Raw genomic sequence first — 11337 nt, 5'->3', positions numbered from 1 at the left:
CGCGCCGACCCCAACCATCGCGCGACCCCGGTTCTGGTCCTGACCACCGAGAGCGACGCCGTCAAGAAACAGCGCGCCCGCGACGCCGGCGCGACCGGCTGGATCGTCAAGCCGTTCGACCCGGTCAAGCTGGTCGAAGCCGTCCGACGCGTGGCGGCCTGATCATGAGCGACGCCGTGGATCCGTTCGAGGCCATCAAGGTCGTCTTCTTCCAGGAGTGCGACGAACTGCTCGGCGACTTGGAAGCGGGCCTGCTGGCGATCGAGTCCGGCACGGCCGACGACGAGACCGTCCACGCCGTGTTCCGGGCCGTGCATTCGGTCAAGGGCGGTGCCGGGGCCTTCGGCCTCGACGCCCTGGTGCGTTTCGCCCACGTCTTCGAGACCCTGATGGACGAAATCCGTTCGGGGCGGAAATCCTGTGACGACGTGACGGTCAAGACCCTGCTGCGGGCCGCCGATGTCCTGGCCGATCATATCGCCGCCGCGCGCGGCCAGGCCGCACCGGTCGATGAAGCCCGCTCGGCCGGACTGGTCGCCGAACTGGAAATGCTGACCCACGGGGAGGCGAGCGCGCCTGTCGCGGTGAGCCCCACCGTCGCTGAAACGCCCGTCCCCGACGCGGTGGTCGACGAGGATGATTTCGGCTTCCGCCCCGTCGCCTTCAGCTTCGCCGGCCTCGGCGACGACACCCCGGCCGAGACGCCCGCCGGTCAGGCCTGGCGCGTGGTGTTCCGGCCGCATGGTCGGATGTACGTCCACGCCAACGAGTCCGGCCTGTTGCTGCGCGAGCTGTCGCGCCTGGGCGAGATGACGGTGTTGCTGGACGCCTCCGCCCTGCCCGACCTGTCCGAACTGGTCGCCGAGGAAGGCTATCTGGCCTGGACGGTCGATCTGACGACCGAGGCCGGCGAGGCCGCTATCCGCGACGTGTTCGACTTCGTCGAGAGCGACTGTGACGTGGCCATCATGCCCCTGAACGCCGACGCCGAACCGGCCGCCGCCGCCCCGGCCTCGACCCCGACCACGACCCCGGCCCCGCCTGAAGACCTCGACATCGCGGCCCTGTTGATGCGCGCCCAGGCCGAGGTCGCGGCACCCGTCGCGGTCGCACCGGAACTCACGACCATGGCCGCCCCGATGTCGCCCGAAACGCCCGAGCCCGTCGCCGCCCGGATCGCGGAACCCGCACCGGCGGCCACCCCCGCCCCGATCGCGGCCTCCGCCGCTGCCGCCGCACCTGCTGCACCTGCCGCGGCTGCAGCCCCCGCCGCGCCTGCCGCCGTCACCATCCGCGTCGACCTCGACCGCGTCGACCGGTTGATCAACGTCGTCGGCGAACTGGTCATCCAGCAGGCCATGCTGGCCCAGCGGGTGGTCGAGAGCGGTCTGGCCCGCTCCTCCGGCATCTCGGTGGGTCTCGAGGATCTCGAACTGCTGACCCGCGAGATCCAGGACAGTGTCATGGCTATCCGGGCCCAGCCGGTGAAATCGGTGTTCCAGCGCATGCCCCGCCTCGTCCGCGAAGTCGGCGAGATGACCGGCAAACGCGTCCGTCTGGTCACCGCCGGCGAGGACACCGAGGTCGACAAGACCGTGGTCGAACGTCTGGCCGAGCCAATCACCCATATGCTGCGCAACGCCATCGACCACGGGCTGGAGAGCCCGGAGGATCGCGTCGCCGCCGGCAAGCCGGCAGAGGGCACGGTCCGTCTGGCGGCCCTGCACCGCTCGGGCCGGATCGTCATCGAGATCTCCGACGACGGCGCCGGCATCAACCGCGAGCGGGTCAAGGGCATCGCTGTCTCGCGCGGCCTGATCGCCGAGGACGCGGTCCTCACCGACGAGGAGATCGACAACCTGATCTTCCTGCCGGGCTTCTCGACCGCCGAGACGATCACCGACGTCTCGGGCCGTGGCGTGGGCATGGACGTGGTCCGCCGCTCGATCCAGGCCCTGGGCGGCCGCATCTCGATCTCGTCCAACCCCGGCAAGGGTTCGACCTTTACCCTCAGCCTGCCTCTGACCCTCGCGGTGCTGGACGGCATGGTGGTCACCGGCGCCGACCAGACCCTGGTCGCGCCTCTGACGGCCATCGTCGAGAGCCTGACGCCGCGGTTACAGGACATCCACTATGTCGGCGGCCACGACCCGGTGATCCGTTTCCGCGACCAGTTCGTCCCCCTGATCGACGTCGCCCTTGGCATGGGTTTCCGCGACACGCCCGCCTTGCCGGAAAAGGGCGTCGCCGTGGTCATCGAGACCGAGGCCGGCGCCCGCGCCGCCCTGCTGTTCGACGCCATCCAGGGCCAGCGCCAGGTGGTCATCAAGAGCCTGGAGACCAACTACCAGCAGGTCGAGGGCGTCGCCGCCGCGACCATCCTGGGTGACGGCCGCGTCGCCCTGATCCTGGACGTCGACGCCATCGTCACCTCATGGCGCAAGAAGGCGGTGCGCATCGAGGCCGCCTCTCGTCCTGACCTCAAACTCGCGAGCTGATCATGCACGAAGTTTCCACCACCACCGCCAGCCGTGAACTGATCGCCTTCCGCATCGGCGAGCAGGAGTTCTGCGTCGACATCATGGCTGTGCGTGAGATCCGCGGCTGGACGCCCGCGACGCCCTTGCCGCGCGCGCCGGGCTATATGAAGGGCGTCATCAATCTGCGCGGCGCGGTCCTGCCGATCATCGACCTTGGGGCCCGCTTCGGCCTGCGCACGTCGGAACCGTCGGCGCGTCACGTGATCATGGTCGCCCACATCGGCGGCCGCATGGTCGGCCTTCTGGTCGACGCCGTGTCCGACATCATTCAGCTGACCGACGAAGCCGTCCAGCCGACCCCCGACATCGCCAGCGAACAGGTGAAGTCCTTCGTGAAGGGCCTGTTCGCCATCGACGGCCGGATGATCAGCCTGATCGAACTCGACCGGATCATCCCCGAGACCGAGGCCGAAGCCGCATGACGAACTCCGCCGGGCGCAAATCCCTGGTCGAAGGCGAGTTCGTCTTCACCGCCGAGGATTTCCGCAACATCTCCCAGATCCTGCACAGCCACGCCGGCATCGCGCTGAACGAGGGCAAGGCCGCGCTCGTCTATTCGCGACTGGCCAAGCGGCTGCGCACCCTGGGCCTGCGCAGCTTCCGGGACTATTGCGCCCTGATCGAGGGAGTCCAGGGCGTGGACGAGCGTCAGGCGATGACGGCCGCCCTGACCACCAACGTCACCCGCTTCTTCCGCGAACCGCACCATTTCGATCACCTGCGCGATCAGGTGATGCCTGCCCTGGCCGAGCGCGCGCGCAGCGGCGGCCGGGTCCGCCTGTGGTCGGCCGCCTGTTCCAATGGTCAGGAGCCCTATTCCATGGCCATGACCGTCCTGGCTGTCCTGCCCGAGGCCGCCGATCTGGACGTGCGTATCCTGGCCACGGACATCGATCCCAACATGGTCGCCGAGGGCGCCATCGGCGTCTATCCGGAAGAGGCGCTGGAGCCGGCCCCGCCGGTGCTGCGTAACCGGTTCTTCGACAAGGAGGTCGGCCCACGGGGTCAGGCCCTGCTGTCGGCCAACTCGACCCTGCGCGACCTCGTGTCCTTCCGGGAACTGAACCTGATCGGCGACTGGCCGATGCGCGGCCGGTTCGACGTCATCTTCTGCCGCAACGTGGTGATCTATTTCGACGATGCGACCCAGGAGCGGGTCTGGAGCCGGTTCACGCCGCTGATGAACCCGGGCGCCACCCTCTATATCGGCCACTCCGAACGTGTCAGTGGGCCGGCCACGAAACAGCTGCAGACCAGCGGCCTGACAACCTACAGGCTCGGCGCATGAGCAGTCCCGTCCGCGTCCTGGTGGTGGACGACTCACCGACGATGCGTGGCCTGATCACGGCCGCTCTCCGGCGCGATCCCGAGATCGAGGTGATCGGCACCGCCGCCGATCCGCTCGAGGCCCGCGCCCTGATCAAGGAACTGAATCCCGACGTCATCACCCTGGACATCGAGATGCCCAATATGAACGGGCTGGAGTTCCTCGAAAAGATCATGCGGCTGCGGCCCATGCCCGTGGTCATGGTCTCGACCCTGACCCAGGCCGGTGCCGAGATCACGATCGAGGCGCTCGAGATGGGCGCGGTCGATGCGGTCGGCAAACCGGGCGCAGGCGTCACGGCGACCGAGGCCTTCGCCGAACTGACCCTCAAGGTGAAGACCGCCGCCCGCTCCCGCGTCCGGACCCGCGAAGCCGTCGAGGCGCCGCGTCTGCGCACCGACTATCGCCCCGCGGCCGATCACATCCTGGCCATCGGCGCCTCGACCGGCGGCGTGGAGGCCCTGCTGACGATCATATCCGCCTTCCCGGCCAACTGCCCGGCGACCGTGATCACCCAGCATATGCCCGCGACCTTCACCCCCAGCTTTGCGGCGCGTCTGAACAAGATGTCGGCCGCTACGGTCAGCGAAGCCACCGACGGCGCGCCCCTGATGCCCGGCCACGTCTATCTGGCGCCCGGCGGCGTCGCCCATCTGGAGGTGTTCGGAACCACGCCGCGCTGCCGCCTGAGCCAGGGCGACACCGTCAGCGGCCACCGTCCCTCGGTCGATGTCCTGTTCCGCTCGGTCGCCCGCATGCGTCGCCCCATGACCGGTGTGATCCTGACCGGCATGGGCCGCGACGGCGCGCAAGGCTTGCTGGAGATGCGCAACGCCGGCGCCCACACCTTGGGTCAGGATGAGGCGTCCTCCGTCGTCTACGGCATGCCGCGCGTCGCCCATGAGATCGGTGCCGTCGAGCGCCAGCTGCCGCTGCCCCGTCTTTCGTCCGCCATCCTCGACCTGTGCGCCGCGCCCTCCCGCGACGCCCATGTTGCCGCCTGAGGTCCCCCAGAATGCCCGCCGCTTCCGCCATCCATACCCTGATCGTCGACGACCAGATGTCGATGCGCGCCCTGATCCGCAACAGCCTGCAACAGCTCGGCTTCCGTGAGTTCCGCGAGGCCGCGGACGGCGAGGCCGGTTTGCGCGAGATGATCACCAAACCCGCGCACCTGGTGATCTCGGACTTCAACATGCCCAAGCTCGACGGCCTTGGCCTGCTGCGCGCCGTGCGCTCGCACCCGCCGACGCAAGGGGCAGCCTTCATCATGCTGACCGGGCGTGCCGACAAGGAGCTGGTCGCCCGGGCGGTGCAGTTCGGGGTCAACAACTATCTGGTCAAGCCGTTCACCGTCACCCAGCTGAAAGACAAGCTGGAAGGCGTTTTCGGACCGCTGACATGATGTCCGCCGCCGCCCTGGCGACCGAGCAGCGGATCCACGTGGGCCAGGGCGAGCACCATGTGACGTCGGATCCCAATGTGATGCTGACCACCATCCTGGGCAGTTGCGTCGCCATGTGCCTGCGCGATCCCGACACCGGGGTCGGGGGCATGAACCATTTCCTGCTGCCGGAAGGTGCCGGGGCCGGCACCGACGCAGGCCGCCGCTACGGCGCCTATGCGATGGAACTGCTGATCAACGACGTGCTCAAGGCCGGCGCGCGCCGTGACCGGCTGGAAGCCAAGCTGTTCGGCGGTGGACGGATGTTCAACTCGCTCAGGGACGTGGGCCTGGCCAACGCCGATTTCGCCGAACGCTTCCTGCGCGACGAGGGCATTCCCGTAGTCGGCGGAAGCCTGCGCGGTGCCGGTGGACGACGTCTGCACTACTGGCCCGTCAGCGGCCGTGCCCTGCAACGCGCGGTGACCGACAGCCACGTCCCGACCCAGGCCCCCCCGCCGCGCGTCCAGCCCGTCGCCTCCGGCGCCGTGGAGCTGTTCTGATGGGCATGGATCGCGACCACATCCTGCTCAGCGCCGTCGCCGACGAGATGGGCGACATCCGCGCGGATTTCGACAGCCTGTCCGGCCTGATCACCGACCTGATGGTCTGGTGTCCGCCCGAGGCGCGGGCCGACGCCCTGGCCCAGGTCCAGGCTTTCGACCTCCTGCTGCAGCGCCTCGAAGGTCTCAGCGGCCTGGTCGCCGCCCTCGGCGCGGGCGTTCCGATCGACGTCGCCCTGCATGTCCTGACCCTGTCCGATCAGACCGCCCGGCTGACCGGCGGCCTCGCGTCCGGCGCCTCGGCGGTGTCGGGCGACGTCATGCTGTTCGACTGAGATGGCCCGGGTCGCGTCCCCGACGGATCGGATCAATCTGGCGCACTCCTCGGTGCTGCTGGTGGATCACAACCAGAGATCGCTCGACATGCTGAGTTCGATCTTCCAGGGCTTCGGCGTGCGCGAGCAGACCAAATGCGGATCGTCCACCGATGCGGTCCGGCTGGTCCAGACGCGCAGCATCGACCTGATCCTGATCGACAGCGCGATGCCGGAGATGGACGGATGCGACTTCACCCGCTGGCTCCGGCGCGAGACGGACGCCCCGCTTCGCCATACGCCGCTGATCATGCTGACCGGCCACGCGGCCTCGTCGCAGGTCCTCAAGAGCCGCGACTGCGGTGCCAGTTTCGTCGTGACCAAACCGCTGACGCCCAGCGTACTGTTGCAACGCATCCTCTGGCTGGGCGTGGACGAACGCAGCTTCATCGAATGCGAAAGCTACTGCGGCCCCGATCGCCGGGTGCGCAATTTCGGGCCGCCGGTGGGGATCCCAGGGCGTCGTTCCGGGGACCTGTCCGAACATGTCGGCGAAGCCACCGGAGCCAATATGGATCAGGCGGACATCGACATGATGATGAAACCAATGAGGGTCGCCCTGTGAACGAGGTCCGCACCTACAAGATCAAGAGCCCCCTGGCCAAACAACTGCGCGAACCCGGCGGCCGCACCGTTCAGGACGCCACCCGCATGGCCGGCGAGAAGCTGGAACAGCACCGTGACGGCGTGATGGCGACGATCGCGGACGCCCTGGACGAGCTGGACAGGGTCGCGGCCGACGCGGCGCCCGATGCGGGCCCGCAGGTCTATCGGCTGGCCTCGAGCATCATCGACCTCGGCGGTTTCTTCGACACCGGTCCCCTGCATGAGGCCGCCTACAGTCTGTGCGACGTGGCGGACCGGATGATCGGGGCGGACGTCTGGCACTGGCCTTCGGTCCGCGTGCATCTGCAGGCGATGCGACTGATCATGGCGGGTGGCTGTCGTCCCGGCCGCACCAGCGACGTCCTTCTGGAAGGCTTGCGCTCGGTCAGCCAGCGACCGCTGGCGACCTGAGGCCCCCCGCCGTCGCCTCAGAAATCGACGGCCACACCCTTTTTGTCCCAGTCCCCATAGCGGGTCGGCTCTGGTCCGGTCGGCCCGCCGTGTTCGGTCGCCAGGATTGCCTCAGTCAGGGCGCGCTGGCCCGGTTCGTCTTGACACTGTGCAGGTAGGACGTGGCGGCGGTGAGAGGCTGGTTTAGCTTATGAGCGAGAACCATTGCCGTCTCGCCCAGCCCGCTCCAGCACGAATCGTGGGTCAGATCAGCCCAACCTCAGTAATGCCGATTCCATCGGCGCGAGCCACGCTCTCGCTAGAGCCAGTGGGCGGAGGTGTGAACGGCTATAATCTGAACAGCAACGCCTGGACTGGTCCCTCGGGGATCGCCAGCCTCACTTCTCTCCCACATGCGTCTCGGAACATGGGTGTTCACTGAGGCTCCGGCGTCATAGCCGGACGAACACCGCAGCCGCTTGATGACTTCGATCTCGATCACGCGATCAGCTCTTCAGCCGCCAGCCCGAGCGGAACACCAGCCAGCAGGCGCAGGCCATGACCACCGTCAGCACCGCGCTCGCCGCCATCCCGATCCAGACCGATCCTTCCGCCTGGCCGATGAAGCCCGAACGGAAGCCGTCGATCAGATAGAAGAAGGGGTTGAAATGGCTGATGGTGGCGAACGGCTCGGGCAGGTTCTCGACCAGATAGAAGGCCCCCGACAGAAAGGTCATCGGCATGACCACGAAATTCTGCACCGCCGCCAGTTGGTCGAACTTCTCGGCCCAGAGCCCGGCGAACACCCCGACCATCCCCATCAGCAGGGACGCCACCAGGGCGAAATAGACGATCAGGGCCACATTGGTGACGCCCAGCTTCGCGAACGGCATGACGCAGATCGCGGTCACCAGCCCGACCGCGATCCCCCGCGTCGCCGCCCCTAGCGAAAACCCGATGGTCAGCTCCAGCGGGCTCAGCGGCGGGGTCAGGAAGTCGGTCGCCGTGCCCATGATCTTGGCCTGGATGAGGCTGGAGCTGGAGTTGGCGAAGGCGTTGTTCAGGATGGCCATCATGATCAGGCCGGGGGCCACGAACTCGGCAAACGGCGTCCCGTGAAGCGGCGGGCGCGACCCCTTCAGGGCCACCACGAAGACCAGCATATAGAGCAGGGTCGTCACCACCGGTGCCGCCACCGTCTGGGCCCCCACCTTCCAGAACCGCCGCACCTCGCGCAGATACAGGGTCTGCACCCCGATCCAGTTGACGCCGTCATAGCGACGGGGCGTGGGCAGGCCGGAAGGGCGAGTCGAGGCGAGATCGGTCATGCCTGCGCAGATGCGGCCGGACGCCTCGGGATGCAAGGGCCGAGGCTGTCATGCGCCAGACGGCATGTCCGGACACGATAGCCTGCCTGTCCGGACACGGCCTTGATTGCATGATGTGGCCCGTCGGCGATCCTGTCGGCCATGACCGATCATCCTCCCATCGCCGCCTCGTCCCCGCAGCCCGTGCGGCTGCCGCAAAGCCTGTGGCGCGAGGCGTTCGAACTCGTCCGTACCATCGGACTGGCCCTGCTGGCCGCCGTCGCCATCCAGACCGTGCTGTTCCAGCCCTTCACCATTCCCTCGTCCTCGATGGAGCCGGGGCTGGTCACGGGCGACTACATCGTGGTGCGAAAGTTCGCCTATGGCTGGAGCCGCGCGTCCCTGCCCTTCCATCCGCCGGTCGGGTCGGGCCGGCTGTTCGGCCGCGATCCGGCACGGGGCGACGTCGTGGTCTTTCGCCTGCCGCGTGACCCGCAACAGACCTGGGTCAAGCGGGTCATCGGCCTGCCCGGCGACCGGGTCCAGGTTCTGGGCGGGACCGTCCTCGTCAACGGCCGCGCCCTGCCCCAGCGCGCCGAGGGCCTGACCCAGGATCACGACTCGCCCCTGCGCACGGTCCTGCAGGTCCGCGAGACCCAGCCGGACGGCCGGACCTGGGTCACCTATGACGGCGGCCCGGGCCAACCCGGCGACGACACTGGCGAATACCTCGTCCCCGCCGGCCAGTATTTCATGATGGGCGACAACCGCGACAACTCGCTGGACAGCCGCTGGCCGCGCGAACTGGGAGTCGGATTGCTGCCCGCCGAGAATATCGTCGGCAAGGCGGAGTTGGTGGTGGCGTCCTGGAAGCCGGGTGCCGCCCTGTGGAAGCCCTGGACCTGGCTGAACCTTCAGCCGGGGCGGTTCTTCAAACGGGTCCTCTGACTTTCTCTTTCGTCATTCCGGGCGAAGCGCAGCGGAGACCCGGAACAAGGCGGCGCCGAAGCGAAGCGCAGGCGATGGCGGACACAGACGCGCTCGCGACAGGTTCGCGCTCTCGCGCGCCGCCTCGTTCCGGGTCTGCGGATCGCTTCGCTCCCCTTCGCCCGGAATGACGAGAAAAAGAGCAAGCGGCCTTATCGCGTAGCGTACTCGACAGGACTCAGGACGCCGTCATCGTTCCGGTCCAGTTGGGCGAAACTCGCGTGACCGGTGGTCTGCGCCAGCGAGGGCGCCGCAACCGCCCCGATCGCCAGCCCCGCCGCCACCGCCGCCACCAGGGCCTGCCAACCCCGCATGCGCGTCCGGCGAACGGGCGAAAGCTCGGCGTCGATGAAACCGCGCACCGCGTCCGACGCCGTCCGGCCCTCGGTCTGGCATCGGGCCATGAAGGCGGCCTTGGTTTCGAACGGCAGGCGGACCTCGAGGGTCTCTGACTTCTTGGGCGGGCGGGCGGTCATGGCGGCGTCCTGATGATCGGCCCGACGATCAAGCGCCGTTCGGGGTCGGATCGCCAGTGAAATTTCGGTCAGACCGCGCGCGCTCCGGTTGAGCTTGTCACGGGCTGCTGACAGGATGAGCCATGATCGCCGTGCTCGTTACTCTCCTTCTTGCCCAGCCTTCGACCACGCAGGCAGACGCTCGCGACGAGGTCGTAGTCAGCATACGGGAGCCAAGAGCCGCCGATCCCTGGACCCAGACAGTGGAGGGGCGCTGCGGTCGCCGCAGGTTGACGATCTCGGGCTACGGTCCCCGGCGGCCATCGGATCGCAGGGCCGAAGTCAGGATCGATGGACGCGCCATAGGCGGGGAATCGGCAGGTCGGCTGATCGAAGACCTGTCGTCAGGTTCCGCCGTCTATCGCTTCCAGATTCGCTGCGGAGCCGTCGGCGACGACCAGAGCATCGTGGTCAGTCGGGGCGAACGCGGTCCGGACGGCGATGTGATCTATCAGACGTCCAGCGCCCGTTTCGAGAACGGACGGCTACGATCCTATTCCGGTTTCGAAACCACGGACGCGGACGGCTTCTGGTTCCGATGATCGCGTCCGACCCAGCTCACCCGTACAGGTCGCCCAGATAGACGCGCCGCACCTCGGGATCATGCACGATCTCGTCGGCCGTGCCTTCGAACAGCACGCCCCCGCCCGACATGATCGAGGCGCGGTCGATGATGTCCAGCGTCTCGCGGACGTTGTGGTCGGTGATCAGGACGCCGATCCCCTCATTGGCCAGATAGCGGATCACCTGGCGGATGTCGGCGATGGCCAGGGGGTCGATGCCCGCGAACGGTTCGTCCAGCAGCATGAAGCTGGGCCGCCCGGCCAGCGAGCGCGCGATCTCGACCCGCCGACGCTCGCCGCCCGACAGGCCCGAGGCCGGGGCGTGGCGCAGATGGTCGATATGGAGTTCTTCCAGCAACCGGGTCGTCTCGGTATCGATGCCCTTGCCGGTCTCGCGCAGTTCGACGACGGCCTTGACGTTCTGCTCGACCGTCATGCCGCGAAAGATCGAGGCCTCCTGCGCCAGATAGCCCAGGCCCATCCGGGCGCGCTGGTACATGGGCTGGGCCGTGATGTCCTCACCGTCCAGCCAGATCGAGCCCGAGTCGGCCGGGATCAGGCCGGTGATCATGTAGAAGCACGTGGTCTTGCCCGCCCCGTTCGGCCCCAGCAGCCCCGCCACCTCGCCCCGCTGCACCGTCAGCGACACGTCGCGCACCACCTGACGCGCGCCGAAGGCCCGGGCGATATTGCGCACCTGCAACCCGCGCACGGGCGCACTCGCCACCGGCGTGACCGCGGGGTCGTTGACGTTGAGGGCGGAGAGTTCCTTACGGGCCAA

16 protein-coding genes are annotated in these 11337 nt (G+C 68.0%); 12 read left to right on the top strand and 4 right to left on the bottom strand.

The window, feature by feature from the left end; genetic code table 11:
• The 10 genes from ACILQR_RS05295 to ACILQR_RS05250 form a co-directional block, all read left to right on the top strand.
• A partial coding sequence (locus ACILQR_RS05295) for a response regulator (RefSeq protein ID WP_395650438.1) occupies positions 1 to 162 on the top strand: 162 nt, incomplete at its 5' end.
• 2 nt (positions 163 to 164) lie between these two features.
• Positions 165 to 2498: a chemotaxis protein CheA gene (locus ACILQR_RS05290; protein ID WP_395650435.1), complete on the top strand. Its 2334-nt coding sequence runs from the start codon at positions 165 to 167 to the stop codon at positions 2496 to 2498.
• Positions 2499 to 2500: 2 nt separating this feature from the next.
• Positions 2501 to 2962, top strand: a complete 462-nt coding sequence (locus ACILQR_RS05285; RefSeq protein ID WP_395650434.1) for a chemotaxis protein CheW — start codon at positions 2501 to 2503, stop codon at positions 2960 to 2962.
• Positions 2959 to 3828 carry a CheR family methyltransferase gene (locus tag ACILQR_RS05280; RefSeq protein WP_395650433.1) on the top strand — a complete coding sequence of 290 codons (870 nt, stop codon included), beginning with the start codon at positions 2959 to 2961 and terminating at the stop codon, positions 3826 to 3828. The genes ACILQR_RS05285 and ACILQR_RS05280 overlap by 4 nt, the downstream gene beginning before the upstream one ends.
• On the top strand, positions 3825 to 4871 hold the full coding sequence (locus ACILQR_RS05275) for a chemotaxis response regulator protein-glutamate methylesterase (RefSeq protein ID WP_395650432.1): 1047 nt from the start codon (positions 3825 to 3827) through the stop codon (positions 4869 to 4871). The genes ACILQR_RS05280 and ACILQR_RS05275 overlap by 4 nt, the downstream gene beginning before the upstream one ends.
• An 11-nt stretch (positions 4872 to 4882) precedes the next feature.
• On the top strand, positions 4883 to 5272 hold the full coding sequence (locus ACILQR_RS05270; RefSeq protein ID WP_271146208.1) for a response regulator: 390 nt from the start codon (positions 4883 to 4885) through the stop codon (positions 5270 to 5272).
• Entirely contained in the window at positions 5272 to 5814 is a 543-nt protein-coding gene (locus ACILQR_RS05265) for a chemotaxis protein CheD (protein WP_395650437.1), read from the top strand. Before ACILQR_RS05270 ends, ACILQR_RS05265 begins: the two co-directional genes overlap by 1 nt.
• Positions 5814 to 6149 (top strand): hypothetical protein, encoded by a 336-nt coding sequence (locus tag ACILQR_RS05260; protein ID WP_395650431.1) that lies wholly within the window; start codon positions 5814 to 5816, stop codon positions 6147 to 6149. Before ACILQR_RS05265 ends, ACILQR_RS05260 begins: the two co-directional genes overlap by 1 nt.
• 1 nt (position 6150) lies before the next feature.
• Positions 6151 to 6753 carry a response regulator gene (locus tag ACILQR_RS05255; protein WP_395650430.1) on the top strand — a complete coding sequence of 201 codons (603 nt, stop codon included), beginning with the start codon at positions 6151 to 6153 and terminating at the stop codon, positions 6751 to 6753.
• Positions 6750 to 7205 carry a chemotaxis protein CheE gene (locus tag ACILQR_RS05250; protein WP_395650429.1) on the top strand — a complete coding sequence of 152 codons (456 nt, stop codon included), beginning with the start codon at positions 6750 to 6752 and terminating at the stop codon, positions 7203 to 7205. The genes ACILQR_RS05255 and ACILQR_RS05250 overlap by 4 nt, the downstream gene beginning before the upstream one ends.
• Before the next feature lie 17 nt (positions 7206 to 7222).
• Here ACILQR_RS05250 and ACILQR_RS05245 read toward each other — a convergent pair whose 3' ends face one another.
• Together ACILQR_RS05245 and ACILQR_RS05240 are read right to left on the bottom strand one after the other, a co-directional pair.
• Complete coding sequence (locus tag ACILQR_RS05245) at positions 7223 to 7309, bottom strand: DUF1674 domain-containing protein (protein WP_395650436.1); 87 nt, start codon at positions 7307 to 7309, stop codon at positions 7223 to 7225.
• Between the two features lie 381 nt (positions 7310 to 7690).
• A complete protein-coding gene (locus ACILQR_RS05240; RefSeq protein ID WP_395650428.1) occupies positions 7691 to 8512 on the bottom strand; it encodes an ABC transporter permease in 822 nt (273 codons plus the stop codon).
• A 141-nt stretch (positions 8513 to 8653) separates the two neighbouring features.
• Here ACILQR_RS05240 and lepB point away from each other — a divergent pair, with 141 nt between their 5' ends.
• Positions 8654 to 9439 carry a signal peptidase I gene (gene lepB, locus ACILQR_RS05235; RefSeq protein ID WP_395650427.1) on the top strand — a complete coding sequence of 262 codons (786 nt, stop codon included), beginning with the start codon at positions 8654 to 8656 and terminating at the stop codon, positions 9437 to 9439.
• 191 nt (positions 9440 to 9630) lie between these two features.
• On the opposite strand, the gene ACILQR_RS05230 is transcribed toward lepB, so the two are convergent.
• Positions 9631 to 9954: a hypothetical protein gene (locus ACILQR_RS05230; protein ID WP_395650426.1), complete on the bottom strand. Its 324-nt coding sequence runs from the start codon at positions 9952 to 9954 to the stop codon at positions 9631 to 9633.
• A 122-nt stretch (positions 9955 to 10076) separates the two neighbouring features.
• Here ACILQR_RS05230 and ACILQR_RS05225 point away from each other — a divergent pair, with 122 nt between their 5' ends.
• Positions 10077 to 10535, top strand: coding sequence for a hypothetical protein (locus tag ACILQR_RS05225; RefSeq protein WP_395650425.1), 459 nt, complete (start codon positions 10077 to 10079; stop codon positions 10533 to 10535).
• 16 nt (positions 10536 to 10551) lie between these two features.
• Here the strand turns inward: ACILQR_RS05225 and lptB are convergent, their stop codons facing one another.
• Positions 10552 to 11337, bottom strand: coding sequence for an LPS export ABC transporter ATP-binding protein (gene lptB / locus ACILQR_RS05220; protein ID WP_395650424.1), 786 nt, complete (start codon positions 11335 to 11337; stop codon positions 10552 to 10554).

The organism is Brevundimonas sp. (genome assembly GCF_044239655.1).
GTDB lineage: Bacteria > Pseudomonadota > Alphaproteobacteria > Caulobacterales > Caulobacteraceae > Brevundimonas.
The sequence above is the reverse complement of the archived record's forward strand: the minus strand, read 5'-3'. Positions and strand labels throughout refer to the sequence as shown.